26 protein-coding genes are annotated in these 26,864 nt (G+C 68.3%); 11 read left to right on the plus strand and 15 right to left on the minus strand.

Annotated elements, in window-relative coordinates; all coding sequences use genetic code 11:
• Window positions 1–175 precede the first annotated feature (175 nt).
• Genes K6U06_RS20075 through K6U06_RS20095 form a run of 5 tightly spaced genes read right to left on the minus strand, consistent with a single transcriptional unit; the run spans window position 176 to window position 5,458 of the window.
• Entirely contained in the window at window positions 176–1,213 is a 1,038-nt protein-coding gene (locus K6U06_RS20075; RefSeq protein WP_262323757.1) for an MCE family protein, read from the minus strand.
• Window positions 1,210–2,349 carry an MCE family protein gene (locus tag K6U06_RS20080; protein WP_262323758.1) on the minus strand — a complete coding sequence of 380 codons (1,140 nt, stop codon included), beginning with the start codon at window positions 2,347–2,349 and terminating at the stop codon, window positions 1,210–1,212. Before K6U06_RS20080 ends, K6U06_RS20075 begins: the two co-directional genes overlap by 4 nt.
• Window positions 2,346–3,713, minus strand: a complete 1,368-nt coding sequence (locus K6U06_RS20085; RefSeq protein ID WP_262323759.1) for an MCE family protein — start codon at window positions 3,711–3,713, stop codon at window positions 2,346–2,348. The genes K6U06_RS20080 and K6U06_RS20085 overlap by 4 nt, the downstream gene beginning before the upstream one ends.
• Complete coding sequence (locus K6U06_RS20090) at window positions 3,710–4,630, minus strand: MlaE family ABC transporter permease (RefSeq protein WP_262323760.1); 921 nt, start codon at window positions 4,628–4,630, stop codon at window positions 3,710–3,712. The genes K6U06_RS20085 and K6U06_RS20090 overlap by 4 nt, the downstream gene beginning before the upstream one ends.
• A 15-nt stretch (window positions 4,631–4,645) precedes the next feature.
• Window positions 4,646–5,458, minus strand: a complete 813-nt coding sequence (locus K6U06_RS20095; RefSeq protein ID WP_262323761.1) for an MlaE family ABC transporter permease — start codon at window positions 5,456–5,458, stop codon at window positions 4,646–4,648.
• A 398-nt stretch (window positions 5,459–5,856) separates the two neighbouring features.
• On the opposite strand from K6U06_RS20095, the gene K6U06_RS20100 reads away from it, so the two are divergent.
• From K6U06_RS20100 to K6U06_RS20120, 5 genes are all read left to right on the plus strand, one after another.
• On the plus strand, window positions 5,857–7,644 hold the full coding sequence (locus K6U06_RS20100; protein WP_262323762.1) for a glycoside hydrolase family 15 protein: 1,788 nt from the start codon (window positions 5,857–5,859) through the stop codon (window positions 7,642–7,644).
• A gap of 99 nt (window positions 7,645–7,743) precedes the next feature.
• Window positions 7,744–8,118, plus strand: a complete 375-nt coding sequence (locus K6U06_RS20105; protein WP_262323763.1) for a hypothetical protein — start codon at window positions 7,744–7,746, stop codon at window positions 8,116–8,118.
• A complete protein-coding gene (locus K6U06_RS20110; protein ID WP_262323764.1) occupies window positions 8,115–8,897 on the plus strand; it encodes an SCO family protein in 783 nt (260 codons plus the stop codon). Before K6U06_RS20105 ends, K6U06_RS20110 begins: the two co-directional genes overlap by 4 nt.
• Window positions 8,894–9,763 (plus strand): cytochrome c oxidase assembly protein, encoded by an 870-nt coding sequence (locus K6U06_RS20115; protein ID WP_262323765.1) that lies wholly within the window; start codon window positions 8,894–8,896, stop codon window positions 9,761–9,763. Before K6U06_RS20110 ends, K6U06_RS20115 begins: the two co-directional genes overlap by 4 nt.
• On the plus strand, window positions 9,760–10,413 hold the full coding sequence (locus tag K6U06_RS20120) for a hypothetical protein (protein WP_262323766.1): 654 nt from the start codon (window positions 9,760–9,762) through the stop codon (window positions 10,411–10,413). The genes K6U06_RS20115 and K6U06_RS20120 overlap by 4 nt, the downstream gene beginning before the upstream one ends.
• A gap of 137 nt (window positions 10,414–10,550) precedes the next feature.
• Here the strand turns inward: K6U06_RS20120 and K6U06_RS20125 are convergent, their stop codons facing one another.
• From K6U06_RS20125 to K6U06_RS20165, 9 genes are all read right to left on the minus strand, one after another.
• A complete protein-coding gene (locus K6U06_RS20125; RefSeq protein WP_262323767.1) occupies window positions 10,551–11,222 on the minus strand; it encodes a hypothetical protein in 672 nt (223 codons plus the stop codon).
• Window positions 11,222–13,249: a cbb3-type cytochrome c oxidase subunit I gene (locus tag K6U06_RS20130; RefSeq protein ID WP_262323768.1), complete on the minus strand. Its 2,028-nt coding sequence runs from the start codon at window positions 13,247–13,249 to the stop codon at window positions 11,222–11,224. Before K6U06_RS20130 ends, K6U06_RS20125 begins: the two co-directional genes overlap by 1 nt.
• A gap of 44 nt (window positions 13,250–13,293) precedes the next feature.
• A complete protein-coding gene (locus K6U06_RS20135; protein ID WP_262323769.1) occupies window positions 13,294–14,187 on the minus strand; it encodes a cytochrome c oxidase subunit II in 894 nt (297 codons plus the stop codon).
• Window positions 14,187–14,924, minus strand: coding sequence for a hypothetical protein (locus K6U06_RS20140; protein ID WP_262323770.1), 738 nt, complete (start codon window positions 14,922–14,924; stop codon window positions 14,187–14,189). The genes K6U06_RS20135 and K6U06_RS20140 overlap by 1 nt, the downstream gene beginning before the upstream one ends.
• Before the next feature lie 31 nt (window positions 14,925–14,955).
• The gene (locus tag K6U06_RS20145) at window positions 14,956–15,543 is read right to left on the minus strand and encodes a TlpA family protein disulfide reductase (protein WP_262323771.1); all 588 of its coding nucleotides are present in this window, start codon (window positions 15,541–15,543) and stop codon (window positions 14,956–14,958) included.
• The gene (locus K6U06_RS20150) at window positions 15,533–16,393 is read right to left on the minus strand and encodes a heme o synthase (protein ID WP_262323772.1); all 861 of its coding nucleotides are present in this window, start codon (window positions 16,391–16,393) and stop codon (window positions 15,533–15,535) included. Before K6U06_RS20150 ends, K6U06_RS20145 begins: the two co-directional genes overlap by 11 nt.
• Window positions 16,394–16,675: 282 nt before the next feature.
• Window positions 16,676–17,782: an ABC transporter substrate-binding protein gene (locus tag K6U06_RS20155; protein ID WP_262323773.1), complete on the minus strand. Its 1,107-nt coding sequence runs from the start codon at window positions 17,780–17,782 to the stop codon at window positions 16,676–16,678.
• Between the two features lie 167 nt (window positions 17,783–17,949).
• The gene (locus tag K6U06_RS20160; RefSeq protein WP_262323774.1) at window positions 17,950–18,834 is read right to left on the minus strand and encodes an ABC transporter permease; all 885 of its coding nucleotides are present in this window, start codon (window positions 18,832–18,834) and stop codon (window positions 17,950–17,952) included.
• Window positions 18,831–19,730, minus strand: coding sequence for an ABC transporter ATP-binding protein (locus K6U06_RS20165; RefSeq protein ID WP_262323775.1), 900 nt, complete (start codon window positions 19,728–19,730; stop codon window positions 18,831–18,833). The genes K6U06_RS20160 and K6U06_RS20165 overlap by 4 nt, the downstream gene beginning before the upstream one ends.
• A 138-nt stretch (window positions 19,731–19,868) precedes the next feature.
• On the opposite strand from K6U06_RS20165, the gene K6U06_RS20170 reads away from it, so the two are divergent.
• The 6 genes from K6U06_RS20170 (at window position 19,869) to K6U06_RS20195 (ending at window position 25,017) form a co-directional block, all read left to right on the plus strand.
• A complete protein-coding gene (locus K6U06_RS20170) occupies window positions 19,869–21,494 on the plus strand; it encodes a sensor histidine kinase (RefSeq protein ID WP_262323776.1) in 1,626 nt (541 codons plus the stop codon).
• A complete protein-coding gene (locus K6U06_RS20175) occupies window positions 21,491–22,162 on the plus strand; it encodes a response regulator (RefSeq protein ID WP_262323777.1) in 672 nt (223 codons plus the stop codon). The genes K6U06_RS20170 and K6U06_RS20175 overlap by 4 nt, the downstream gene beginning before the upstream one ends.
• A gap of 79 nt (window positions 22,163–22,241) precedes the next feature.
• Window positions 22,242–22,802 (plus strand): peroxidase-related enzyme, encoded by a 561-nt coding sequence (locus K6U06_RS20180; RefSeq protein WP_262323778.1) that lies wholly within the window; start codon window positions 22,242–22,244, stop codon window positions 22,800–22,802.
• Window positions 22,803–22,968: 166 nt separating this feature from the next.
• The gene (locus K6U06_RS20185) at window positions 22,969–23,535 is read left to right on the plus strand and encodes a TetR/AcrR family transcriptional regulator (RefSeq protein ID WP_262323779.1); all 567 of its coding nucleotides are present in this window, start codon (window positions 22,969–22,971) and stop codon (window positions 23,533–23,535) included.
• Between the two features lie 174 nt (window positions 23,536–23,709).
• Window positions 23,710–24,288, plus strand: a complete 579-nt coding sequence (locus tag K6U06_RS20190) for a redoxin domain-containing protein (protein ID WP_262323780.1) — start codon at window positions 23,710–23,712, stop codon at window positions 24,286–24,288.
• A 222-nt stretch (window positions 24,289–24,510) separates the two neighbouring features.
• Window positions 24,511–25,017 (plus strand): hypothetical protein, encoded by a 507-nt coding sequence (locus K6U06_RS20195; protein ID WP_262323781.1) that lies wholly within the window; start codon window positions 24,511–24,513, stop codon window positions 25,015–25,017.
• A 121-nt stretch (window positions 25,018–25,138) separates the two neighbouring features.
• On the opposite strand, the gene K6U06_RS20200 is transcribed toward K6U06_RS20195, so the two are convergent.
• A complete protein-coding gene (locus K6U06_RS20200; protein WP_262323782.1) occupies window positions 25,139–26,791 on the minus strand; it encodes a hypothetical protein in 1,653 nt (550 codons plus the stop codon).
• Between the last annotated feature and the right edge of the window lie 73 nt (window positions 26,792–26,864).

Raw genomic sequence — 26,864 nt, forward strand, 5'->3', positions numbered from 1 at the left:
GACCGCAAGCCCGCCCACCGCATCGCCCAGTTCGCCCTGGCCGTCACATTCCTGCTCGTCGCCAAACTCATCGACTGGCGAAACCGCTGGTCACCGGCATCAACACCAATCCGCTGAGCCTCTAAGGCAGAGATCAGCGGAAGAAGGCGCACGGAGCGGAGACGGACTGCGATGTTCACGCCGCACACCCGTTGACCGTAGGAGACACCGGGCTGGAGTTGGTGACCGCGCCCGGCTTGTCGCACTGGGCGATGACGCTGTCAGTAAGGAACAGTGCCGGTGCCACAGCGTCGAAGTACGGCCCGTTGCCCGTGGCGTTGGCCAGATACTTCGAGAATCCGGCCAGCGCAGGCACAGCGGCGCCGAGGGAGTTGGCGTCTTTGGCCAGCACCGCCGAGACCGCTTGGAGATTGCCGAGCAGGGCGCCCAGGTTGGCGTGACGATCGGTGACGATAGAGCTGATCTCCCGGGAGAGGGTCTGAGTCGAGGAGAGCAAGCCGTCGATCGCCGCTCGGCGCTGCTCGACGACCTGGAGCACCAAGGTCGACTGGCCGATGAGCGTCACCAGTGGCGCTTGGTGTGCGTTGAGATTGGCGACCACGGCCTGCGCCTGGTTGACCAGGTCCACCAGCTGGCTCTGGCGCTGGCTTATGACGTTTGACAGGCTCCCGAGGCCGTGGATCACCGCAGCGGTGGCGGCCGGATCGGTGCCGGCCAGGTCCCCCGATGCCACGGCCATGGCCTTGGCCAGCTGCTGCTGGTCTATCTGGCCGGCCTCCCCGCCGAGCTGGCTCAGGGTGCTGACGACCGTGGGCGACCCAAAGGTGCGCGTCAGGGGGATGACCTGGCCGGGCCTCATCGTCCCGCTCCCCTTCGGTGTCAGTTGGACGTATTCTTGCCCGAGGGGCGAGAGGACCTTGACTTGCAGGGTAGTGCCAGTGCCGAGATGGGTCCCCGGGTCGACGTCGAAGGACAGCCGCACGTAGTTGCCCTCGAGTGCCTCGCCGGCGATGGTACCGATCTTGACACCCGCGATTGTCACGTACTCGCCCTTGGACAGCTGGTTGGCGTTGGCCAGCTCGGCGTAGTAACGGTCCTCGTGGCTGAACGGAAGCTTGGCGAAGTTGAGCGCGCCGAGGACGGCACAGAGGATAACGGCGGCGGCCACGACGGCAATGACCTTGAGGTTGCGTTCGCGGAAGGGCTTGGTCATGGCTGGCAGTTCGGAGTGTGTAGGGCGGGATTGCCTGTGAAGCCGTTCGAGACCGTCGTGCCCCCGCTGGTGAGCCCGGACAAGTTGCTCGGGAGAAGGTTCGAGATGGGAGCCAGCAGCGTGGTTAGCGCCGGCGGTACAGGGAATGGCGTCAGGATCAGGGGCTTGTATACGTGGATGTACAGCTGGCAGAGGTAAGTGTTGGCGAAGGTTCCGTTTTGGAAGACGGAACTGAAGACGTTGAGGGAATGGGGAAACTGTGTCAGGGTGGCGTCAAGAGCCGATTGGTTGGCGGCCAGGGCCTGTGTCACCCCCGTCAGGCGGGCGACGGAGGCCTCGAACGAGGGCTGGATCTGCCCGATGATCCCCGACAAGCTGCCGGTAAGCGTCGAAGCGCTGTCGAGGGCGCTGGACAGCGTCCCTCGGTCCCCGGCCAGCGTCGTGCTCAAGCGGGCAAAGCCATCGATGAACTGGCCGACCTGGGCATCGTGGGCTCCGACTGTCGTGAGCAGCCGGTCCAGGTTGTTGACGACCTGGTCGATGACCTGCTGGCGGTCAGCAAGATTGTTGGTCAGCTGCGCGGCCTGGGTGACCAACGCGGAGAAGTTGCCGGACTGCCCCTGGAAGGCACCGATGATGTTGGCGCTCAACTGATTGATCTGCGTCGGGGTCAGGGCCTGGAACAGCGGCTGGAAGCCGTTGAACAGGTCGGTCAGGTCGAGAGCGGGCCTGGTGCGGGCCAGGGGGATCGTCGTCCCCGACTTGACCGGGGTGCCCCCGCTGCCGCGGGTGAGGGCTAGGTCGCGCTGGCCGAAGAGATTTTCGTATTCGATCTGGGCGTGGGTGGTGTCGGTGACGGATTGTGAAGTATCGACCGTGAAGGTCACGAGGGCCTCGGTGTGGTGGTGGACCCGCACCGACTTGACCCGCCCGACCTTGACCCCCGCCATGCGCACCGCGTCGCCGTTCTGGATGGCCGACGCGTCGGTAAAGATCGCTTCGTAGGTGTGCTGTGGCGACGTGTCGAGGTCGAGCAGGCTGGCGACCACCACAGCGGTCAGCACCAGCGAGACGGCGGTGAAGACCGCCAGTTTGGCTATCAGGCCTGACAGGGCCACGTTGCGGGAGACCTTCATGGCACCAGGCTGTTCATGAGTGATGACATCATGTTGGTGACTGCAGGGAAGGATCCCGCCGGCGGCGTGCCCGCTGCCTGCGACACGAAGCTGCTGGCCGCCTGGGAGGTGGCTGCTGGAGCCAGCGCCGGGCTGGGGACCACCTGGCTGCCTGCCGGCAGCCCGGAGGCGGGCGGCGCGGCGACTGACTGCACCACCGGACCGCCGCAGTTTGGTCCCGCCTCGGAGCCGTAGCGGGGGCAGTTGGCGGCCGTGTAGGTGGGGGGATCCATGATCCCCGAGAAGGAGTAGTAGGCCTCTGAGTGCTCCAGCCCCTGCGGGAGGAGGAACGTGGCGGCAAAGAGGGCGTCTTCGGGGTCGTTGACGTAGAAGTTGGCGGTGACGTGGACGAAAGGGCCCTGGTCGAAGGCAGGCAGCAGGTCCCGGACGAGGGTGTCGAGGTTGGTGAGGGTCTGGGGGATGACGTTGGGATTGGCCTGCACGTCGATCAGCAGCGGGAGGAAGTTGGTCAAAAAGGCGTGCAGCGTGGTGTTGATCCCGTCGAGCAGGCCGGTGGCCTGGCCAGCGACGACCTGACCTGTCTGCAGGAAGGAGGCGAGGTTACGGGCGTCGTAGGTGACGGTCTGCGCCACCGTCGCCGAGTTAGCTGCGGTGGTGAGGAGGTCGGGGATCGCCTGCGACAACCCGGCCAGGACCGGGCTCAGCGCGGTGATGTCGCCGTTGAGCGTCGGAAGGTGCGGGATGAGCGACCGCAGGTAGGCACTCAACTCGTCTACGGCTCGGCCGAAAGGCTGACCCTGTCCGTGAAGGGCGGTTGACAGGGCGTTGAGGGTGGTGTCGATTTGTGCGGGGTGCAGGCCGGTGAGCAGGTTGTTGATGTCGGCCAGGCCGGTCTGCAGCGAGGTCGATCCGCTGCTGGCGGCCGCCAGCAGCTGGCCGGTGTGGAGGTGACCCACCGCGGCGGCCGGCGGGGCCAGCACGATTCCCTGCACACCGAAGACCGAGGAGGGAGCCACGGCGATTGTGACGTTGGCCGGGATGGTCGCGAGCATCCCCGGCTGCAGGTGAAGGCTGACCCGCACCGAGCCGCCGCCGAGGGACCGAACCTTCCCGGCGACGGTGCCGACCTGGACCTGGCGGTAGGTCACCTGGGCCCCGGGCTGGACGGGCTGGCCGGGGGGGAGGTCGGCGTCGATGGACGCGTAGGTGGAGAACGTGCCCTTGAAGGAGAGGACCATCCCGGCCACTCCGGCCGCGACCAGGGCCACGAGGACGACCCCGGCCCCCGCCATCATCACCGTCCGGCGCTGCGCGGCGCGCTGGCGAGTCTCGAACGACGCCCCTGAGGCAATCGCTGCGGTCATCCGCCGGTCAGCCTGATGGCGTTGGAGGACAGCCCGTAGAAGAACATCGTCAGCAGCAGATCCAGAACTGACAGGGCCACGATCGACGCCCGGATGGCCCGGCCGGTGGCCCGGCCCACCCCCTCTGGACCGCCGGTGGTGGTGATCCCGTAGTAGCAGTGAATGACGATGATCACCGCCGAGAAGATCACGACCTTCAGGACCGAGTGGACGATGTCCATCGGACCCAAGAAGGCGTGGAAGTAGTGCAGGTAGGTGCCCGACCCCTGCTTGGACACCAGCGACACCGTCAGCTGCGTGGCGTAGTAGGAGCCTGACAGCGACAGCAGGTACAGCGGGATGACCGAGGCCATCGCCGCCAGCATCCGGGTGGTGACCAGATACGGAAGGGAAGGGACGGCCATCACGTCGAGGGCGTCGATCTCGTCGGAGATGCGCATGGCGCCCAGCTGCGCGGTGAACCGGCAGCCCATCTGCGACGCCAGCCCGAACGCGGTGATGAGCGGGATCAGCTCCCGGGTGTTGCCGTAGGCGGCGATGAGCCCCGACAGGGGCGCCAGGCCGATGATCTGCAGGCCCTGGTATCCCTCCAGGCCGATCTCGATGCCGAGGAACACCGACAAGATGAGCACCACGAACACCGTCGAGGTGGCGACGGCCAGAACCCGGCCGCCGAAGGTGACCTCGGCGAGGAGGCGGGCCAGTTCCTTGCGGTGCTTGCGCAGAACCGTCGGGATCGAGGCGAACACCTTGACGAGGAACACCAGCAGCCCGCCCAGCCACACCAGCCGCTGGACCAGCGCGGACGACACCAGTCGACCGCCACCACGGGCGGGCGGCAGCGGATCGCCCGGCGGCCGGTCGGGCAGGACGAGGAAGTAGGCCTGGGCCGGGTCGGGCTGGTCTACGACCGCCATCAGCGCCTCCCCATCTCAGGGCACCCGCAGCGGGACGAGGACCAAGAACACGTCGGTCAGGATCAGGTCCAGGGTGAAGAGGGCCAGGCCGGTGAGCACCACCGACTGGTTGACCGCCTCGCCGACGCCCACCGCCCCCCGCTTGGCGCCGAGACCCTTGTAACAGGCCAGGACCGCAGCGACGAAGCCGAAGATCGCCGCCTTCAGGGTCGACTCGATGATGTCGGCGCCCTGCGAGAAGGAGCTGAAGGCGTTGAGGTAGGCGCCGGAAGTGCCGTGGAGGATGTAGATGTCGCTGGCGTAGGCCGACACCAGCCCGGCGAAGGCCACGATCCCGTTCAAGAACACTGCTACGAGGATCCCAGCCAGGATCCGGGGGGCGACCAGACGCTCTACGGGGCTGATGCCCATCACCTCCATGGCGGAGATCTCGTCGCGGATCGTCCGGGCACCCAGATCGGAGCAGATCGCCGAACCTCCGGCGCCCGAGAGGATCAAAGCGGTGACGATCGGCGCCACCTCCCGAACGGTGGTGAGGGCGTCGATGGCGCCGGTGAAGGAGGTGGCCCCCACCTGGTTGGCCAGCCCGCCGACCTCGAGGACGATGATCGTCCCGAAGGGCACGGCGATGAGGATCGTCGGCAGCAGCGACACCGATACCAGCATCCACGCCTGCTCCAAGGCCTCCCTGAAAGGGAAGCGGCGCCGAATCAGACCCCGGACGGTCACCACTGCAGCGTCGAGCGTCAGTGCTACGACGTTGCCGAAGTTGGCGACTATCTCATTCAGGTAGGCGCCCGCGGTCGAAGGCCGGGCGAACTGCTCCATGTCCACCAGGCGGGTGCCAATCAGCCAGTCCCAGGGACTGTCCCCATCTTGGAAACGCAACCGGGGGCCGGGCTTGCCCGACCCACCCGGCACGTTAGGGCCCGGTCGTGTGTCGACGTCTACCAACGCCCCCTCCGGGCTCTTCGCCTACGACAACTCATCGTCCCCCCTGGATGCGCCGACGCGCACCCCGTACCTGCTTGCGACTGCCGCCTCCGCGGTGCCTGCTACTGATTCGTGTTCGAGCCGCCGATTCCCTCCGACGGCCGCTTCCTCCTGGGAGCGCCCGCCCCAGTCTCTGGCGTTTAGCGTGCTTCGAGTAGAAGATACTCAATGTACCCTTTGTCCGCCAGGGTTGCGTGCTGCAGAGGACAACCGACACTCGCTAGACAGGTAGCGTGAGCCAGCTCCTCGAGGACTACGCCCTGATCGGTGACACCCACACCGCTGCCCTGGTCGGCCGGGACGGCTCCGTCGACTGGCTGTGCGTCCCCCGGTTCGACTCCGGCAGCTGCTTCGCCAAGCTGCTCGGCTCCGACGACCACGGCCGCTGGCTGCTGGCCCCCGACGGGGAGGTAGTGGCCACCAGCCGGGCTTACCGGGGCCGGACCATGGTGCTCGAGACCGAGATCGAGACCGCCGAAGGCAAGGTGCGCGTCACCGATTTCATGCCGCCCCGCCACCACCACCCGCGGGTGGTGCGGGTGGTCACCGGCGTCGAGGGGACGGTCCGGATGCGCACGGAGTTGACCATCCGATTCGAGTACGGCGCGGACGTGCCGTGGGTGCGGCGCACCGAGCGGGGACTGCACGCCATCGCCGGCCCCAACGCCTTGACCCTCGACAGTCCGGTCCGCCTCACCGGGCGGGACCTGCGCCACGAGGCGGTGTTCACCGTGGAGGCCGGGCAGCGGGTACCGATGGTCCTCAGCTGGCACCTGTCCCACGACGATCAGCCGTTCGTGCTCGACACCGCCCGGGCCGAGAAAGAGACCGAGGCGTGGTGGGAGGAGTGGTGCAGCGGCATCGACGACGTCCACGGCGAATGGCAGGACGTCGCTCTGCGGTCGCTGATCACCCTGAAGGCCCTCACCTACGCCCCGACCGGCGGCATCGTCGCCGCCGCGACCACCTCCCTGCCCGAGGACCTCGGCGGGGTCCGAAACTGGGACTACCGCTACTGCTGGGTTCGCGACGCCACGCTGACCCTCGACGCGTTGATCGAGGCCGGGTGCGTCGCCGAGGCCAGGGCGTGGATGGCGTGGCTGGGCCGAGCCGCGGCCGGCGCCCCCGAGCAGCTGCAGATCATGTACGGCCCGGCCGGGGAACGCCGCTTGACCGAGTACGAGGTGGACTGGCTCCCCGGCTACGAGAACTCCGCCCCGGTGAGGATCGGCAACGCCGCCTCGGACCAGTTCCAACTCGACGTGTACGGCGAGCTGATGGACGCCATCGACCGGGCGAGAAGCCACGGCGTCGCCGCCGACGGCGTCGTCTGGCAGGTGCAGCGGGCGCTGATGGCGTTCGTCGAGGACCACTGGGGCGATCCCGACGACGGGATCTGGGAGGTGCGCGGCCCCCGCCAGCACTTCACCCATTCGCGGGTGATGGCGTGGGTGGCCTTCGATCGGGCGGTGCGCGCCGTGGAGCGCTACGGCCTGGACGGTCCGGTGGAGCGCTGGCGGGAGGCCCGCCAGGCGGTCCACCAGGAGGTGTGCGATAAGGGTTGGGACCCCGACAAGCGGGCGTTCACCCAGCACTACGGGTCCAGCGACCTCGACGCCAGCGTGTTGATGATCCCCCTGGTCGGGTTCTTGCCGCCCGACGATCCCCGCGTCGTGGCCACCGTGGAGGCGGTCCAGCGGGAGCTGGTCGTCGACGGCTTCGTCCTGCGCTACCAGAACAGCTCGGGCGTCGACGGGCTGCCGGGCGGCGAAGGCGCGTTCTTGCCCTGCACGTTCTGGCTGGCCGACTGCCTCGCCCTGATGGGGCGGACCGACGAGGCCCGCTCGATCTTCACCCGCCTCGCCGGCCTGGCCAACGATGTCGGGCTGCTGTCTGAGGAGTACGACCCGAAGGCTGGGCGCCTGGTGGGCAATTTCCCGCAGGCTTTCACCCACGTCGGTCTCATCAACACCGCCCGCAACCTGGCCGGCGGCCGGAGCGCCCGCCTAGCGGCGCAATAGCCCCAAACCCGGCAAGTCACCATTTCGGAGGTCCCGCCGGCATCGAGGCCGGCGATTGGCCCTTTCGAGCCGGCTTCGGCCGATCTACTATTCCCGATCGTGGGGGCACAGTGGGTGGGCAAGAGGGCGTTGGTGCTGCACGGCCTGCTGGTCGTGGTGGTGCCGCTGTGCCTCGTCGCCGGCTGGTGGCAGCTCCATCAGGCCCTCTCGGGGAACTCGCTCAGCTGGGCGTACACCGTCGAGTGGCCGATCTTCGCGGCCATCGCGGCGGTCGCTTGGTGGCAGCTGCTCCATGAGGGGGGCGAGGCCAGAGCGGCACGGGCAGAGGCGGCCCGCCTCGACGTCGAGCGCGTCGCTGCCAGCGCCGCCCGCACCGGCGACGACTCGCTGGAGGTGACCGGGGTGCACGGCGACGAGCGCGTCGCGCTGGCCGCGAGGCGCGAGTACCTGGCCCACCTCGAGCGCACGCGGTGACGGTCCAGGAGCGACCCGCTGTCGCCGACCGGCCTGCCCCGGCCCCGAGGCGACGCCCGCGCCGGCCGTCACCGCTCGCCGCGGTAGCCGCGGCCGCTGCGGCGGCGCTGGTGGCGGCGTTGGCAGTGCTCGTCGTGCGCCACGACCGCCAGGCACCGGCGCTCCTCGGTGGGATCCGGGCCTCGGGTATCCCCCCGGAGTTGCCGACCGGCATCGCCAACGAGATGGGGTTGTCCCCCGTGCCCGCCACCACCGCCCCGGCATTCACCCTCACCGACCAGGAGGGGCGCAGCCTGCCCCTGTCGTCGTTTCGAGGCAAGGTCGTCGTGCTCGAGGCGATGGATCCTCACTGCAGCGACATCTGCCCGCTCGTGTCGCGCGAGTTCATCGACGCCTACCGGGACCTGGGGGCCAGCGCGCCCAAGGTCGTCTTCGCCGCGCTGAACGTCAACCAGTACGTCTCGTCGGTGGCCGACATGGAGAAGTACTCGGCCGACAACGGGTTGACCACCCTCCCGGACTGGCATTTCTTCACCGGGGGCGCCCCGCTGCTGCGGGCTGCGTGGGCCGCGTACCGGATCCAGGTGGAAGCGCCCAACCCGGCCGCCGACGTTGTTCACACCTCGATCATCTATTTCATCGACCCGTCGGGCACCGAGCGCTACGTCGCCTCGCCGATGGTCGACCACCGAGCTGACGGTACTTCTTACCTCCCGCCGGGAGTGATCGCCGACTGGGGCCGGGGCATCGCCATCACGGCCGGCCAGCTGGCGTCGTGAGCCTGCTCACCAGCCACTGGACGCTCGACCCGTTCCTCGCGGTGACGGTCCTCGTCGCCGCCTGGCACGAGCACGGCGTGCGCCACCTGGCGTCGCGGTCTCGCCCGGCGCGCAACGCCGGGCGTCGGCGCCAGTCCCTGCTGTTCTACGCCGGTCTGACCCTCCTCGACCTGGCGGTGATGTCGCCGATCGACTACTGGTCCGACCAGTTCTTCTGGGTCCACCAGGTCCAGCACCTGCTGCTGATGTTCGCCGCGCCGGTGCTGATCGTCGCCGGCGCCCCGTGGCTGCCCCTCGCCCACGGCTTGCCGGTCCGCCAGCGCCGCCGGGTCGGCCGGGCCCTGCTGCTTTCCGGGTGGTCGGCGCCGTTGCGCCAGGTCGCACGAACCCTTACCAGGCCGTGGGTGGCCGTCGTGGTGTTCAACTTGGACATGGTGGCGTGGCACCTGCCCGTCCTGTTCGACCTCGCCTACCGCAACCCGTTCGTGCACATCTGGCTGATGCACGGCTTGTTCTTCGTGACCGGCGTGGCCTTCTGGCTGCAGTTCACCAACTCGTACCCGCTGCGGCCACGACTGACCCCCATCGCCCAGATAGGGGCGCTGTTTGGCACCAACGTGGTGATGTTCGTCATCGCGATGACACTGGGCTTGCTGGCGACCACGGCCTGGTACCCGGTCTACGCCAACCTCCATACCGGCCTGTCGGCCGTCGGCGACCAGCATCTCGGCGCCGGCATCTTGTGGGTGTGCGGGGACTTCTGGGCTCTCCCGGCCATGCACCGGGCCATGCGCCGGTTCATCGACGACGACCGGGGCGCGACGTGGGAGTCCAGGATCGACCGGCTTCTCCAGGGGGCCCGGTGACCGTCGGGGAGCGGGTGACCCCGCCCGGCGCCCCGGCGCCTCGCCGGCGCTGGCGGACCAAGACGGGGGCATGGGTGGCGGCGTGCACCGTCGCGGTTATCGGCGCCTCGGTGGCCTTCGACGTGGGCCACTCGACCACCCCCGCCGACCGCGCCGGCGATCTGCGCCGCTACGTAGCCGCGCTCAACACGGACATCGCGTCGTGCAACTCGAGTCTGCGCGACTCGCTCTCCGCCTACCGGGAGGTCGTGGGGGGACGCCACGACGAGAAGGGGGCGGCCCTGTCGATCATCAGAGGCGACGAACCCAACTGCACCCCTGAAGCCAACAGCAACCTCTACGACATGGACACGACGGAGGCTCCCGCCACGCTGCGGGCCTACGGGGTCCAGGAGGCCGCGACGGATCTGGGGTCGTGGGCGTTCCCGGCGGCGGCCGCGGCGATCAACGACCTGGCTGCGATGCTTGCCGCGCCGACGACCGCGGCGGCCGGAGCAGCCCGCTCCGACCTGCAGGCCCGGGCCGCCACCCTCGCCGAGTTGGGCCGCTCAGCCCAGCTTGTCGTCGACCGGGCCGCCGGGAGCCTCGGGACCGCTGTCGCCCGCCTTGATGTCGGGGCGGCCGGCGATCTCGCTGCTGGCGGATTTTGAGATCCCACCGAAGTGGCGACCGGGGCGGCGGTCGAAGAACCCCCACAAGACGATGGCGGCCAGGACCGCCAGGGGGAATGCGACGGTGAGGCCGGCGCCGGCCAGGTTGTGGCTGAATCCCATGGCAGCAGCCCCGTTCAGTCGATCACGTAGAAGAGGAACCAGAAGGCCACGCCGACCAGCGCCAGGTAGATGTAGAAGTAGTTGAACGCGTCGAGCGACGCCCGCAGTCGGGTCGCCTCGGGCGTGACCGCCCCACCGAGATCGCCCCGCCCCCGCCACGCGTTGCGCACTCGCAGCGAGCGGGCCACCAGGGTCTCGAGCCAGTACAGCGCACCGAGGAGGAGCGTCACGTGGACCGGCACCCAGCCGACGAACACGCTGGCGTACCCGCTGCTGCCGGGATAGAAGTTGAGGCGGGTGAGCTGGTACACCTGCAGACCTACGCTCAAGACCCCCAGCCCCAGGGCGGTGATGGCGGCTACCCGCCAGTCCAGGTTGAGCCCGTTTCGCAGGCGCCAGACGCCGTAATAGTGCAGCAGTGCGGCGCCGAGGAGCACCACCGTCGCCGAGGTGCCGATCAGCAGGGACGGGTGCTGCTCCTCGGGATGCCACAAGCCGTGGGAGTTGAGCGAACGCAGGTAGAAGAACGTGAAGGCGAACGCTGCGTAGAGGAATGAGCAGGCGCCGATCAGCAGCCGGGACCCGGTCCAGATCGAGCCGATGGCGGCGCTGAGCGCCAAGCCCTCCTCCGCGTCGGGGGGGATCGGCGGCGGGGCCGCTCCGGTGACGTCAGCCAGGTCGGTCATCACGACGTCCTTTCGGTGTCGGGGCCCGCGGTAGTGGCCTGTCCGGTCGGGGTGTTGGCGCCGTTGGCCGCGACCGGCGCCCGACCCGGGGAGAGCAGGTCCGACACCGGTAGGGCTTCGGGGTTGCCGTACTCGTAGGGGCTGGCCAGCACGATCGGGATCCGCTCGAAGTTGCCGGGCGGGGGTGGGGAGGTGGTCTGCCACTCGAGGCCTCTCGAGTGCCAGGGGTTCTCGACGGTGGCGACCGGCTTGATGATCATCGACCACACCAGGTTGATCACGAACAGCAAGATGGCGAAGCCGAGCAGGAACGCGGAGATCGACACCCAGTCGTTGAGGGTCTGCAGCCGCTTGGCGTACTCGAACACCCGGCGCGGCTGGCCCAGCTCCCCCACCGCGAACAGCGGGAGGAACGTGCTGTTGAAGAACACGAACATGGTGATGAAGTTCCACTTGCCGAGCCGCTGGTTCATCGTTCGGCCGGTCATCTTGGGCAGCCAGTAGTACAGACCACCGAAGAAGGCGAAGAGCAGGCCGCCCATGATCGTGTAGTGGAAGTGGGCCATCACGAAGAAGCTGCCGTGGGCGGTGGTGTCGGCCGGGACGTCGGAGAGGAAAACGCCGGAGATCCCGCCGAGCAAGAAGTTGAAGAAGAACCCCATGCAGAACATCATCGGTACCGTCAGCCGTATCCGGGCCTTCCACAGGGTGCCCATGCCGACGAGGAAGATGAACCCGGTCGGGATGGAGATCAGCTCCGTGGTGAGCATGAACAGCGGGCGCATATCGGGGTTGATGCCGCTGTCGAAGAGGTGGTGCTGCCACACGAAGAAGCTCAGCGAGCTGACGCCGACCATGCCGGCGATCGCCACCTTCTGGGCGAAGATCGGCTTTCGGCAGAACACCGGCAGCATCTCCAGCACGATGGCGAAGCCCGGCAGCGCGAGGATGTACACCTCTGGGTGACCGAAGAACCAAAACAGGTTCTCCCACAGGTAGCTGCTGCCCCCCAACGTGTCGGTGAAGAACGAGGTCTGCACGGTGCGGTCCATCGCCAGCATGTACAGGCCGCCGAAGAGCACGGGGGTGGCCAGCACCATGAGGAACGAGGTGGTCATCACCCCCCACACGAAGACAGGCAGCCGGCCCCACGTGAGGCCGGGGGCCCGCAGGTTGATGACCGTCACGATGATGTTGAACCCGGCGAGGATGATCGACACCGCCATGACACCGAAGGCCACCACGTAGGCGTCCATGCCCTGCCCGGCCTGGATCGACAGGGTCGCGTAGCCGGTCCAACCGGTCGGGAACCCACCTAGCCAGAGGCTGGAGAGCAGGATCACGTACGCGGCCGGGGTGAGCCAGAACGAAAGGGCTTCGAGGCGGGGGAAGGCCATCCGCTTGGCGCCGATCATCAACGGCACCAAGTAGTTGCCGAACGGCCCGACGACGACCGACGTCATCATCATCATCATCATCGTGCCGTGCTCACCGACGATCTCGATGTAGACGCCGGGGCCGAACACGTGGCTGGTCGGCGACAGCAGCTCGGTCCGTACCGCCAACGCCAGCAGGCCGGCGGTCAGGAAGTACACGATCATCCCGACCATGTATTGGATGCCGACCACCTTGTGGTCCAGCGTGTACTTGAAGTAGCGGCTGGTCCCGGCCCGCCGCTGCGGGGCGAGGAGCTCCTCCTTGCCGGTCATCTTGAACAGGGGATAGGCCAGCACGCCGATGCCGGCGACCCAGCCGATCGTGCCGCCCAGGTAGCCGAGGATGATCGACGTGTTGTTGTCGCCGCTGTTGGTCACCTGCTGATATCCGCTGGCCAGCAGGTTGCCGAACCAGTGGCCGAGGAGGTAGCCGAGCACGGCGAACACCCCGGCGCGCAGCAGGCCCGGCCCGAACAGCGCCGGCAGCTGGAAACCGCGCCGCCGGTCGGGCGGCAGCTCGCCGGGCGCGCCGGGGACCTGCTCGGATGCGGGTACCTCGACGCCAATGGCGTTGCTCATGTCGATGGCCATCTAGACCTCCTGTCTGGTGAGGTGAAGGTGGGGAACGTGCGGCGTCACGGGTTCACCGGGTACTGGGGGCCGTAGTAGGTGCCGCCGGCACCGGTCTCGTCGGGCGCGTAGACCGTCGAGTACTTCGGAAGGAGCTTGGTCACCGGCGCCTCCTGGGCCTCGGTCCGGTTGGCCCAAGCGACGAAGTCCGCCTTGGTCATCACCTGACCGTCGGCGGTCATCGCCCCGTGCCAGAGCCCGCAGAGTTCGGCGCACATGACGTTGAACTTGCCGGGGTGGTAGGCCTTGACGAAGGCGACGTTGTTGACGCCCGGGTTGGCGTCGGCCTTGACCCCCAACTGGTAGGCCCAGAAGCTGTGGATCACGTCGAGGGACGTGACGTTGAACTGGATCTCCTGGCCGGCGGGGATCATCAGCGACGTCGTCTCCATGCCGCCATAGGTCGGGTAGCGGAAGGTGAACCGCCACTGCTGGGCGATGACCTGCACCGGCAGGTACGGGCCGGAGGCGGCGAACAGCGGGCTCGGCCCCGAACCGCTGCCCGCCCCGTTGTTGTTCTCCAGCTCGTAGGTGCCAAACACCGCCAGGCACAGCACGGTGACGGTGGTGATCCCAACCCACCAACCCGACCAGCGCACCTTGTTGGTGATGTACGGGCCGTCCTCGATGTCGTCGCCGTCTTGGCGCCAGTTGACCAAGGCGTAGATGATGAACGTGCACACGAGCAGCACCACCGGGGTGGCGACCGTACCGAGCACCTTGTTGTCGAATCGCTGCCCGGCGGCCTGGTCGCTCAACCCGCCGGGTGGCAGGTGGGGGCCCCACACGAACCACACCAGAGGCATGCAGATCGCGGACAGGATCAGCCAGATGACCAGGATCCGAACACCGTCGGCCCGGCCTGACCTCTCCTCGGTCCGCCCTGTGTCCGGGGCCATCAGGCCACCACCTTCAAGAAGCCGGACATGAAGCCGATGGCCGCCATGGGACCTCCGTTGCCGTTGAGGTACGCCAGCCCGCAGGGCACGAAGCACTGCCAGCGGTAGTCGCCGCCACCGGCGGGCGTGTGGAAGCTGAAGGTGATGGTCGTGTGATCCGAGCTGGTGTCGCACGGCGCCGCGCTGCAGGGATTCTTGGCTTTGGAGGAGATGCCGTAAAGCGGAACGTTGATCCCGAGGTCGGGGACGTTGAAGGTGTGGGCGATGCCGTTGCCGGCGGCGGGGTCCACCACCGAGGTGGGTTTGCCGTTCACCGTCGCTTGGGAGTCGAGGGTCCCGGTGATCCCGCCCCAGAGGCTGTTGCGAAGCGCCCCGCCGCTGTCGTACTCGTCGACGGTGACGTTGATCTGGCGGTCGGCGGGCAGCTGCCAGATGGTGGAGTGGACCCACTTGCCGCTCGGGTCCTGCACCAGGTAAGAGACCCAGGTCGGGTGGGGACCGAAGCCGATGGCCGCTACGGTCTGGACCCTCAGGTTGACGGGCCCGGCGGTCTTGGTGAAGTCCACCGACGGCACCGACGACCTCAGGTAGGCGAACACCGCCCAGACGAGGACTCCGGTCAGCACTGCGGCCACCCCGAGGACGGCCATGCCTCTGGCCAGGGGTCGGCTGGACAGGGCCACCGGCCGCCTCTCGCCGTCGCTCGCGGCGCTTGCGCTCGTAGCGGTGTCGGTCATGGGCAGCCCACCCTTCTGCTGGTCATCTGAATCAACCGATCCGCCGCAACCACGGCGCTGCTGCGGCCGGGGTTAGGGGTCCGACCACCTGGCCGATGGCCTTGTGGCTGGCGTTGAAGAACAACGTCGTCGGCAGCCCTACCAGCCCGGCGGAGGACGCGACGTTCCCGGCGGTGTCGGCCCCGACCGGGTAGGTCAGGTGGTCAGCGGCCAGCAGACTGCGAGCCGCGGCGCTGCTGTCGTTGACGTCGACGCCGATGACGGCGACGTTCTTCGGGGCAGTGGCCACCACCTGCCGCATCGCCTTCAGCTCCGCCTGGCAACCGTCGCACCAGGACGCAAAGAAACTGAGCACGACCGGGCGCCCGGCCTCGGCGGACAGGCTGACGCTCGGCTGCCCGGGTCGCACCGACGCCAGCGAGAAGTCCGAGACCCGCGGCAGACTCCCGGCCGCGACCGCCGCACCTGAGGCTCCACCGCCGGTGGTGGCGACTGCCACCCACGCGGCGGCCGCGGCGGCGACCAGTCCGGCCGCGACACCTACCCGCAGCACGCGGGTACGCCCGCGGCCGGAAGCCATCCGGTAGGTGAGGTAGTCACCAGCCATCTCAGCCGACATGCAGGAGCCGGTCGAAGGCAAGAGCGCAGAACAGCAGCGTCAGATAGGAGATGGAGTATGCGAAGAGGTGCATCGCGGCTGAGGAGTCGGCCCGCCGGTACAGCCGTACCGAGAGGATGATCAGCCCGGCGCCCAGTACCGGCGCGGCGACGGTGTAGATCACCCCGACGCCGGCGGCCGGGCCGACGAGCAAGGAGGCGGCCACGGTCAAAACGCTGTAGACGACGATCGAGCGGGCCGTGGTGCGCACGCTCACGACCGCCGGCATCATCGGCACGCCGGCTGCCTGGTAGTCGTCGCGGTACTTCACCGCCAAAGCCCAGAAGTGTGGCGGCGTCCAGAGGAAGATCACGGCGAAGAGAACGACCGGCGCCCACCCCAGGCGTCCGGTAACCGCGGCCCAGCCGACGAGCACCGGCACCGCGCCCGCCGCGCCGCCGATGACGATGTTCTGGCGTGACGTCCGCTTCAGCCACAGGGTGTACACCCCGATGTAGAAGGCGGCGGCGGAGGCGGCGAGCACCGCGCTGAGCAGGTTGGCGGTGAGGGTCAGCTCGACGAACGCCACGACCTCCAGCCCGAGAGCGAAGAGAAGCGCCTGGCGAGGTGTCACCGCTCCGGTGACGAGAGGCCGGTGCCTGGTGCGCTGCATGACCCGGTCGATGTCGCGGTCGACGTACATGTTGAGGGCGTTCGCCCCGCCCGCCGCGCACATGCCGCCGAACAGGGTGGCGAGCACCAGCGTGGCCGAAGGCAGGTGGTTGCGGTTGGCCACCAGCATCGTCGGAAGGGTGGTGACGAGAAGCAGCTCGATGATCCGCGGTTTGGTCAGTGCGACAAGCGACCGCACCTGCGCCGCGGCGCGTTGAACGGGCCGCGATTGCTCCGCATCCAGCGTTGGACCGGCATACAACTCGAGTTGCCGTACGTTCATTTCCACCCCCGGCGCAGTATTTCAGCACGCCGGGGACCGCGAGACAAGAACAGTTTGGGGGGAATGGACATCGCTCCCCTAATGCCCTCATTCCGGTCGAACGGGGTGAGATGCTGCGATAAGACCTGAAGCGGGGGCCGGGCGCGGCGACGGGGCGGCGGGATGTCCCGCCGCCCCGCGCGTGCCGGGGGGTCTAGGTCAGCTGCTGTAGCCGAGCACCTTGTCAGCGTTTTGCACGTACTGGTTGGTGTAGGTCTTGCTCAGGTCCACCGGCTTGGTGATGTTCCCGGCGATCTTGTCCAGGTTGAGGGCCGTCTGCGGGCCGCTCGCGGGCATGATCGCGGTCGGGATGAACTGCCCGTAGTCGGTGGTCAACGCCTTCACGTAGTCGGCCTTGGACGACAGGGCATTCGACACGAACTGCGCCGGGAGGTTGTTGGCCACGTCGGCTGCGGTGTGAGTGCCGATCCAGTGCATGGTCTCGACCATCGCCGTCACGACGTTCTGGGCGGCCTGCGGGTGGCTGTCCACCCAGCTCTGGAGGGTCAGGACTCCGGCGGCCGGGTAGGCGCCTCCCAAGTTTTGGACAGTGCCGGTCGTGGTGGCCAGGTCGATGGCGGAGTAGCCGATGCCCTTGGACTCGATGGCGTTGACCGTGGGCTGTGAGGTGATGCCGCAGGCTATGCGGTGGTTTTGCAGCGCGCTGATGAGGGTGCTGCCGGCGCCGACGCCGATCCGGCTGAAGTCCTTGGTGGTCAGCCCGGCGCGAGCGGCCAGGTAGAGGACCAGGTCGTCGGTGCCCGAGCCGAGGTCGGTGACGCCGATGGACTTGCCCTTGAAATCGGCGGCGGTGTGAACGCCGCTGCCGTTGGCGCACATGATCCGCTCACCGGGTGCGCCGGCCAGCTGGGCTAGGTCGATGACGTCCTTGCCCTTCTGCTGGAAGTCGATGGTGTGGATGTACCACGCCCCGGCCAGGTCGACCTGGCCCGACGCCATGGCGTCCTCGGCGCCGACTCCGCCCTGCTGCTCGGTGGAGAGCACCATGTTGATGCCGTGCTTCTTGAAGAAGCCGAGGTCGTAGCCGAGCTGGTACTCCAGGTAGATCTGCTTGTCGATGCCACCGACCATCATGGTGACCGTCGTGAGCTTGGTGCTGCCGGCGGCGGCGGTGCTACCAGAGCTGCTGGCGGCAGCGGCCGGCTTGCTGGTGGTGGTGCTGGAGCTGCCGCAGGCGGATGCGGCGGCGGCCAGTGCGGCGGTGGCGATGGCCAGGCATTTGGTCCTGCGGTTGGTGCGGAACATCAGTGGGTCCCCCCTGTGAGGTGAGTGTCGTGGACTGCTAGGTGCTGCTGGGTGCTGCTGGGTGTCTGCTGTGGGTGCTTCCAATGGGCGCGCGGGTGGCCGATGCCCTCCTCCTGCTCGTGGTTTGTTGCGACTGGGCCGGGGGCGCTGATGGCGCCCGGCGGTTGTCAGATCCCGGCGGTCGACTCCGACGCCGACGGCGGGCGCCAGGACAGCAGCCGGTGCTCGCCGAGAGAGATCACGTACTCCGCGGCCAGCGTGATCGCCGCGATGATCACCATGGTGGCGAACACCGTGTCGGGGTCGAAGTGGTTCTGGGCGGTGGAGATGACCAGGCCCAGGCCCTTCTGGGCGCCCAGGAACTCGCCGACGATGGCGCCGATCACCGAGAACCCGAACGCCACGTGCAGGCTGGCGATGATCCAGGTCAACGCGGAGGGAAGGATGACGTGGCGGTTGACGTCGACCCGCGACCCGCCGAGCACCCTGACGTTGTTGATCAGGTTGCGGTCGACCTCCCGCACGCCTTGGAAGGCGTTGAAGAACACCACGAAGAACACCAGCACCGCGGCCAGCAGCACCTTTGAGGTGGTGCCGAACCCGAACGCCACCACGAAGATCGACCCGAGCACGATGCGGGGGATGGCGTTGGCGACCTTGATGAACGGCCCTGCTACTTCGGCCAGGAAGCGGGACTGCCCGAGGGCGATGCCGAACACGATGCCGCCGACCACGCCATAAACGAATCCGAGCATGGCCTCCTTCATCGTCACGCCGATCTGCGACCACACCGAGCCGTAGGCGGTGCCGTGCACGAACAGGTCACGCAGCGCCTTGGCGATCCCGGATGGCTGCCCGAAGAAGAACGGGTCGACGATCTTCCACGCGGTGAACAGCTGCCAGCCGCCGATGATGAACACGAGCAGCACCAGCCGAGCCAGGTTGACCCTGAGGATCCGGCGACGGTTGCGCTGCCGGGCGGTGGAGGCGATGGACAGCTCGTCGTTGGCCGGCGCCGTCGGCCGCCCGGTCGGGTCGAGGACACTGGTCATGCCGCACCTCCAGTGGTCGCCGCCGCCGGGGCGATCGGATTGCCTTGCTTGGCGTACGCCCGCTGCACCTCGTCTTTGAGCGACTCCCAGATCTGGTGCTGGAGCTCGAGGAATCGGGGCTGGAAACGCACGTCTTGCACTGCGCCTCGCGGTCTGGGGAGGTCGATGTCGTAGACGTCTTTCACCGTGCCGGGCCCGGCGGTCATCACGATCACCTTGTCGGCCAGCGCGATGGCCTCCTCCAAGTCGTGGGTGATGAACAGCACCGACGGCCGGCTCTGCTCCCACAGCCGCAACAGCTCGTTGGACATGATGGCCTTGGTCTGCACGTCGAGGGCGCCGAAGGGCTCGTCCATGAGCAGGATGGACGGCTCGTTGATGAGCGCGGCGGCCATCGCGGCCCGCTTGCGCATGCCGCCCGACAGCTGGTGGGGGTGGTGGCTCTCGAAGCCGCTCAGCCCTACCCGGCGCAGCCAGTCCCTGGCCTGCCCGAGGGCCTCCTTCTTGGAGGCGCCGCGGAACATCGGCCCCATCGCCACGTTGGCCTCCACCGACTTCCAAGGCAGGAGAGCGTCGGCTTGGAACATGAAGCTGGTGCCCTTCACGACACCCTGCACCTGGTGCCCGTCGGCGTACACGGAGCCGGCGGTGGGGTGCTCGAGGCCTGCGACGAGAGTCAAGGTGGTGGACTTACCGCAGCCGGTCGGTCCCACCACCGCGCAGAACTCGCCGGGAGCCACCCGCAGCGAAACATCCTTGATGGCGGTGAACATCTCACCCGTCGGGGTGGCGAAGCGCTTGGTCACGCCCTCCAAGACGATGCGGTCGCCGCCGGCGTCGGCGTGCGCTGCGTCGGCCGAACGGTCCGGCGCAGCTTTGGAAGCTGCAGCTGCCATGAGTCCCCCCTGAGAGCCTCGTCAACGAATCCGGGAAGGACCGTAGAGGTCGGACAGCGAGGCTCACCGGTTACGATCAGATGTTTACCGTAGAGATTGATTCTTACGCTTTTGCTCATTTAGATCGGAGAGTCGAGCATGCCGAGGGGAGGCCGGGTCCGGCACCGCAAGCTGTCCAGACGGATCTTCACCATGCAGGTGGTGGTGATGGTCGTCGCGGTAGCCGTGGGGTTTGGGCTCTATCTCCGCCTTCTGCGCAGCGATCTGAACCATCAGTATGAGTACCAGGCGCTGGTGGTCGCCCGAACCGCGGCCGCCGACCGCTCGATCCAGCAGTCCATGGCGGCCGGCGACCCGGGCGGGACGGTGCAGGCCTCCGCCGAGCGGCTCCGCAACGTGATGGGCGCCTCCTACATCGTGGTGCTGGACCGCAGCGGCGTGCGCCACTCCCACCCCAACCCGGCCCTCGTCGGCCAGGCCGTCAGCGAGCCGCTCGTCGCCCTCGACGGCCGCGAGCACGTCGACGTCGACTACGGCAGCTTGGGCATATCCGCGAACGGCAAGGCGCCGCTGTACTCCCCGACGGGGGCCGTCATCGGCGAGGTGTCCGCCGGCATCCCCGAGCGCCGGGTGGAGGCCGCGCTCAGCAGCTCGCTGCCCACCCTCTATGTGTACTCGGCGCTGGCGCTGCTGGCCGGCGCGATCGCTTCCCTGGTGCTGGCCCGCCGCCTCAAGCAGCAGACCTTCGGCCTGGAGCTCGACGAGATCGCCACCCTCCTCCAAGAACGCGAGGCGATGCTCCACGGAATCCGCGAGGGGGTGGTCACTATGGACACCGACGGGCGGGTGTCGCTCATCAACGAGGAAGCCCGCCGGCTGTTGGGCGTGACCGGCGCGGCGATCGGGCGGCCGCTCTCCGAGCTCTTGGAGCCGGGTCCGGTCCGCGAGGTCCTCACCGGTCACCACGGTGAGGTGGTGGACCAGACGGTGCTGACGTCGGGCTACGCCTTGGTGGTGACCCGGATGCCGGTCGCGCACGGCGGCCGGCCCCTCGGCGCGGTGGCCACCGTCCGTGACCGCACCGAGACCCTCGGACTGCTCCGCGAGCTCGACAGCGTCCGCAGCCTGACCGACGCGCTGCGGGCCCAGCAGCACGAGCACGCCAACCGGATGCACGTCCTGACCGGCCTTTTGGAGTTGGGACGCTACGAGCACGCCTCGTCGTACCTGCAGGAGATCTCCCATATGGCGGCCGATCACGCCGAGACCCTCCGCGACTCGGTGGGCAACCCGGTGGTGCTGGCTCTGCTGGTGGCCAAGGCCAGCATCGCCAGCGAGCAGGGGGTGCGCCTCGACATCGATGTGGACGACGACGGCGGCGACGCCCCGCTGCTCGACGAAACCGTCGACACCCGGGTGCTGGTGACCGTGATCGGCAACCTGGTCGACAACGCCATCGATGCCGCGGCGGGTCGCCCCGGCGGCGAGGTGCGCCTCCGCCTCCGGCGCGACGAGGCATCAATGCTTCACATCACGGTGTCCGACAACGGCCCTGGCATCCCCGACCCGGCGGTGGTGTTCCGCGACGGGTACACCACCAAGAGTTCGGTCGCGCTGGCCGGGCGGGGCCTGGGCCTGGCGCTGGTCCACGGCCTGGTCACTCGGGCCGGAGGGACCATCGCCGCCCACAACGACCACGGAGCGGTGTTCGAGGTGACCCTCCCCGAAGGGTCAGCCGCCCCGCTCGAAGCCGGTCGAGCGTGATCCGCACGCTGGTCGTCGACGACGACTTCCGGGTGGCGGAGCTGCACGCCGCGTTCGTGGAGCGGGCCGCGGGGTTCGAGGTGGTCGGCCGGGCCCACACCTCCCGCCAGGCGCTGGAGGCCGCGGTGACCCTGCAACCGCACCTGGTGCTGCTCGATCTGTACCTGCCCGACCTGCCGGGGCTGGAGCTGCTCGCCCGCTTCAGAGCCCTGGACCACGCCCCCGACGTGATCGTGGTCACCGCGGCGCGCGACGTCGCCACGGTGCGGGCCGCGATGCGCAACGGGGCGCTGCACTACCTGGTCAAGCCGTTCGACGCCCGGCGACTGGTCGAGCAGCTCGACGCTTACCGCCGGTGGCAGGCGGACATCACCCGGCTGGCAGAGGCATCCCAGGACGACGTCGACCGTCTCTACGGGCGCATCGGTGCGCCACCACCCGGGCCGGGCGGCCACAGCCGGGCCGACGAGCCGACCGCACAGCTGATCCTCGAGGCGCTGCGCGCCGCTGCGGAGCCCCTCACCGCCAACGAGGTCGCCACCGCGGTGGGCATCAGTCGGCCGACCGCGCAGCGGTATCTGGCGTGGCTCCACGAGCACGGACACGTCGAGCGCCAGCTGCGCTACGGCAACGCCGGCCGGCCGTCGCACCGCTACTCGGTCGCCTGAACATCCCCGCTGCCACCGTCGGGCAGCCACCACCGCCGATCGTGCAGGCTGGGGTCATCGGGAACGAGAGGAGCGGTACATGCCGATCAGCAGGTTCGCAGTGACCCAGCCAGAAGACCTGCCCGACGACCTGCGCGAGCGGGTCGGCGCCATCGCCGAGCGGTCCGGGTTCGTCCCCAACATCTTCCTTGCTCTCGGCCACCGACCGGCGGAGCTGCGGGCGTTCCTCGACCATCACGACGCTTTGATGGAGCGCTCCGGAGGGCTGAGCAAGGCGGAACGGGAGCTGGTGGTGGTAGCCACCTCCGGCGCCAACCACTGCGCCTACTGCGTGGTGGCGCACGGCGCCATCCTCCGGATCCGAGCCAAGGACCCCCGGCTGTCCGACCACGTCGCGGTCAACCCTTGGGGCGTGGAGCTGCCGGCCCGCAGCCGGGCGATCGTCGACATGGCTTTGGCGCTTACCCGCGAGCCGGAGCGCTTCGGCGAGGAGGATCTGGCCGCGGCGCGAGCCGCGGGGTTGAGCGACGAGGAGATCTGGGACGTCGGGGCCATCACCGCCCTCTTCGCCATGTCCAACCGGCTCGCTCATCTCTGCGCGCTGGTCCCCAACCCGGAGTTCCACACCTTGGGCCGCTGACCCTCGATCCGCGTCACCCTTGGTTGGACTTGACAGTCCAGTGTCTCTCGACCGACACTGGACTCATCAGTCCACTTGTTGTGTTAGGGAGCCCCGATGCCCGTCGCCATGCGCGAACAGTCCCTCACGTCAATGCCACGCTCGGCGCGCCGGGGGGACCGCGGCAATGGCTGAGACCGCCCGGCTGACCCAGAAGGGGTTGCGCACCCGCGAACGGATCATCGACGCGGCCGGCGAACTCTTCTTGACGCAGGGGATGGCAGCGACGACCTTGGACGACGTCAAGGCGGCCGCCGGCGTCAGTAGCTCACAGCTCTACCACTACTTCGAAAGCAAGGGCGACCTCGTCCTGCGAGACTGGGCCCGCTTCGTCGTGGACAACTTCCGTTCGTTCGACTGTTGCGGCGGATGTCCGCTTGGTTCGCTGGGCGGCGAGGCCGCCGAGTACGAGGAGCGGGCCAGGCAGGCCATCTCCGCCAGCCTCCGACGGTGGGAGGGCGTGCTACGCGAAGCTCTCACCCAGCTGGCCGACAGCGGCCAGCTGGGTCTCGGTGCGGATCCCGGGGCGCTGGCGATCGTCCTCGTCGTCGCCCTGGAGGGCGGACTTCTGCTGGGAAAGATCCATCGGAGTTCACGCCCGCTCGAAGTCGCTCTGGCGCATGCCATCGACCACATCGCCAGCTTTTCCGCCCCCGCCCGCCCTTCGTGGGCCGCCGAGATGGTGTCCAACTAGGCCGACCGTTGCCAGGGTGCCTCGCCCAACGGCGCCCCGAGTTTGGTGTTGATAATCCAAAACCCGCCTGTGATGCTCAGGCTGACGAGCCGAGGATCCGGGCCGACGCCGCGATCGCGTCGCCGAGCTTCGCGGCCGGCTCGTCCCAATCAGCGCAACGACGGGAGCAGAAGCATGCGAGCAGACATCGTTCCGGGATCCGCCTTCCCCGACTACGAACTGCCCGACCAAGAGAACATCAGCCGGCGGCTGAGTGAGATCCAGGGCGACGACCCGCTAATCCTGACCCTGGCGCGGGGCCACTACTGCCCAAAGGAGCACCTGCAGCACCGCGACCTCGCCGCGCTGTACCCCAAGATCGCCGTCGCATACACCAAGATCGCGACGATCTCGACCGACCCTCACCACACCAGCCAGGAGTTCCGCCTGGCTGTCGGCGCCCAGTGGCCCTTCTTGTCAGACCCTGAGCGGGTCGCGCAGAAGGACCTCGACATCAAGGAGTACACCGACCCCGAGAACGACCCGATGATCCCGCACACGCTGGTGCTCAAGCCCGGCCTGGTCGTCCACAGCATCTACAACGGTTACTGGTTCTGGGGCCGGCCATCGGTCAGCGAGCTGTGGCGTGACCTCCGTGACGCGAGCCGGGCGATCCGTCCCGACTGGGACCTCGCCGGGCCGGGCCTGCAGGACGCGTGGAGTGCGGGTGACCGCTCGCAGTTCCACGGCTGGAACAGGGCCGACCGGGGGTAACCCCCACCGACCAGCAGTCCTGGTCTCCGCCGTGCCGGCGGGTTTTGTCGCTTTGGCGTTGAGAATCCAAAACCGGCCTGCGAGGTTGCTTCGACAACTGCAGGCCCACTCCCCCGAAAGGTTTCCCTTGAGTCACATCGAACGATGGGCGCGCCGCGGCGCGCCCTGGACATCGCATCGCCGCGCCGCCGAGTGCGGCCAGCCACTGGAGCGAGTCTCACCATGAACAGCGACGCAATATTCTGGCTCCAGATCGGGGTGAGCGTGGGCGTCGTTTCTCTGATCACGCTGTGGTACGTGTGGCCTCCGCTGACCAAGCTCTCGCTTCAGGCTGCTCTGGTCCCGCTGCTCTTCGTGCAAGTGTTTCGCTATGTCGGGATGACATTGCTGGTGAAGGGCATGATTGATCCGAGGCTGTCTCACAACCTCCTCCGCGACGGAGCCTACGGTGACCTGCTGGCGGGGGCATTGGCTCTCGCCGCCATCTTCGCTCTGCGGTACAACTGGAGCTTCGCCATTCCTCTGGCGTGGGTGGCCAATACGTGGGGCTCTCTCGACGTGGTCAACGTGTTGCGCGGCGTCGTATCGTCCAACGTGCCGAGCTACCACCTGGCCTCCATTTGGTACATCTACACGTTCTACGCTCCGCTGGTGGTCGTCTCAGCGGTGATGATCTTTGTCGTCTTGTTCAAGTCTCGTTCTTGGAACAAGGCACCGGTTCCGGTCTGATCGAACAGGGGCAGGGGTCGGTACCGGTGCACCGCCTCCTGGCCCAGGAGTCAACTGCGACCCGACCGTGCTCGCTTGGACGCGCTCTCCTACTCGCCGCGCTGAGCGGGGGTCGGCGCCCTCAGCACAGGCCGTAGATGACCGCCGAGGCGTCGCGGTAGAGCACGGGGAGGTCGGCCGAGATCGGGTGGGCCGCCGGCGCAGTGAGGTACCGGAAGCCTTCGTGGCAGAGGGTCCGGTAATCGCCGGCGGCGATGGTGGCGGCCAGGCGGGCATCAGCGGCGAGCACCGAGTCGGGGTACCGGGAGATGTACCCGAAGGCCAGCGGGTGGCCGTCGAGCACCTGGTCGTAGAGCTGCAACGACTTGTTGACCCGCCCGCCAGCGACCGCGGCGTCGTCGATCACGCCTCCCGGCGGCAACCGGCGCACGGCGGTCACGTACGCCGGGCGGCCGACGGGGGTCACGGGTGGCGGCGCGGGCCAGAGCTCGATGACCAGCCCGGCGCACACTGCGGCGGTGATCACCCGGCCGCCGGTTGATGCCCGGTTCACCCGGGAGAGCACCAGCGCGGCGAGGACACCGGCGGCGATGGTCGTGAGCATCGAGATCCGGGCCGGTTCGACGTTGTACTCGAGGATGGGGATGGCGGCGCGGATCACGGCGAAGGGGAGCGGGACGCCGGTGTCGTGGCCGTGGACCACGAGACGGGGACCGAGGCTGAGCAGGGCGCTGACTCCAGCGAGGGCCAGCCAGAACCCGGCGTGAGGCCCGAGCCGGCGCCGCCATCGCAGCGCCACCAAGAGCAGCGCCACGACGGTCACCGACAGGTAGATGGTGGCGTCACCGGAAGGGCTGGGAGCCCCCCAGTACCAGCGGGTCAGCGCGTTGAAGCGCCAGTGCTGCCCGTCGAGGAGGAGGGCCAGCACGTCGGAGCTGGCGCTGGCATGCCCTCCTCCCATGGGGTCGCGCAGGTTGGACACCGCCAGCGCGACCGGCAATGGGAGGGCCAGGGCGGCGCTCAGCACACCGAAGGTGGCGGTGCTTCCCGCCTGCACCCGCAGGTCCTTACGGCGCCACACGTGGACGAGGATTCCCAGCGCCGTGAGGACACTGAAGAGGAAGTAGTAGTAGTCGCAAAGCACGACCAGCGAGAGGGTCACCGCCGTCCCGGCCGCCAGGCGGGTGCTCGGCCGTTCGAGGAGCCGCCACCAAAGGAGCAGGAACAGCGGAACCCACTCCAATGAGACCAGCTGCATCAGACCGAGAGTCTTCGACAGGTGGTAGGCGGAGAAGGTGATGACGAAGCCGCCGATCAGCGCCGGGACGCGGACGGCGCAGAACCGCCGGCACAGCCAGTAGCCGGTGACCCCGGTCGCCACGAACGAGAACACGATCATCACGTTGAACGCCCACACCAGAGGCATCACCCGCTGCAGGGCCACGCCGACCAGGCCGTTGAACGGGTTCATGGTCTGGCCCAGCAGTGTCGTTCCATAGGGGTAGTGCAGCAAGTCGGTGTGCCACGGGGACTGGTGCAAGACGGTGAGGGCCCGGTTGACCCACCACATGTTCCAGACGTTTTGGTAGCCGTCGCCGCTGTCGGTGAAGTAGCGGGTCCCGGGGTGCGCGGCCCACGGCCAGGTGTAGAGCGCGAAGAAGGCGAGGTACCCGGCGGCGGGAAGCACGGCGTCGACCAGGACGCGCCGGGCCGTCCCCCCGCTCCTCCACCGCCTCGCGGGGGCGGGATCCGAGCAACCCACCGCGACGGCCACGGAGGAGCAGAGTAGGCAAGCCGCCGCCCCGGGACCGGACGGGCCTCCCCGGGACCGGACGGGCCTCCCCGGG

Origin of the sequence: Acidiferrimicrobium sp. IK, assembly GCF_025499425.1 — a bacterium.
Lineage (GTDB): Bacteria > Actinomycetota > Acidimicrobiia > Acidimicrobiales > Palsa-688 > Acidiferrimicrobium.

Coding starts and splice junctions, on each gene's coding strand:
- K6U06_RS20075 (WP_262323757.1), bottom strand. CDS start 1,213: ATGACCAAGCCCTTCCGCGAACGCAACCTCAAGGTCATTGCCGTCGTG.
- K6U06_RS20080 (WP_262323758.1), bottom strand. CDS start 2,349: ATGAAGGTCTCCCGCAACGTGGCCCTGTCAGGCCTGATAGCCAAACTG.
- K6U06_RS20085 (WP_262323759.1), bottom strand. CDS start 3,713: ATGACCGCAGCGATTGCCTCAGGGGCGTCGTTCGAGACTCGCCAGCGC.
- K6U06_RS20090 (WP_262323760.1), bottom strand. CDS start 4,630: ATGGCGGTCGTAGACCAGCCCGACCCGGCCCAGGCCTACTTCCTCGTC.
- K6U06_RS20095 (WP_262323761.1), bottom strand. CDS start 5,458: ATGGAGCAGTTCGCCCGGCCTTCGACCGCGGGCGCCTACCTGAATGAG.
- K6U06_RS20125 (WP_262323767.1), bottom strand. CDS start 11,222: ATGACCGACCTGGCTGACGTCACCGGAGCGGCCCCGCCGCCGATCCCC.
- K6U06_RS20130 (WP_262323768.1), bottom strand. CDS start 13,249: ATGGCCATCGACATGAGCAACGCCATTGGCGTCGAGGTACCCGCATCC.
- K6U06_RS20135 (WP_262323769.1), bottom strand. CDS start 14,187: ATGGCCCCGGACACAGGGCGGACCGAGGAGAGGTCAGGCCGGGCCGAC.
- K6U06_RS20140 (WP_262323770.1), bottom strand. CDS start 14,924: ATGACCGACACCGCTACGAGCGCAAGCGCCGCGAGCGACGGCGAGAGG.
- K6U06_RS20145 (WP_262323771.1), bottom strand. CDS start 15,543: ATGTCGGCTGAGATGGCTGGTGACTACCTCACCTACCGGATGGCTTCC.
- K6U06_RS20155 (WP_262323773.1), bottom strand. CDS start 17,782: ATGTTCCGCACCAACCGCAGGACCAAATGCCTGGCCATCGCCACCGCC.
- K6U06_RS20160 (WP_262323774.1), bottom strand. CDS start 18,834: ATGACCAGTGTCCTCGACCCGACCGGGCGGCCGACGGCGCCGGCCAAC.
- K6U06_RS20165 (WP_262323775.1), bottom strand. CDS start 19,730: ATGGCAGCTGCAGCTTCCAAAGCTGCGCCGGACCGTTCGGCCGACGCA.
- K6U06_RS20170 (WP_262323776.1), top strand. CDS start 19,869: ATGCCGAGGGGAGGCCGGGTCCGGCACCGCAAGCTGTCCAGACGGATC.
- K6U06_RS20180 (WP_262323778.1), top strand. CDS start 22,242: ATGCCGATCAGCAGGTTCGCAGTGACCCAGCCAGAAGACCTGCCCGAC.
- K6U06_RS20185 (WP_262323779.1), top strand. CDS start 22,969: ATGGCTGAGACCGCCCGGCTGACCCAGAAGGGGTTGCGCACCCGCGAA.
- K6U06_RS20190 (WP_262323780.1), top strand. CDS start 23,710: ATGCGAGCAGACATCGTTCCGGGATCCGCCTTCCCCGACTACGAACTG.
- K6U06_RS20195 (WP_262323781.1), top strand. CDS start 24,511: ATGAACAGCGACGCAATATTCTGGCTCCAGATCGGGGTGAGCGTGGGC.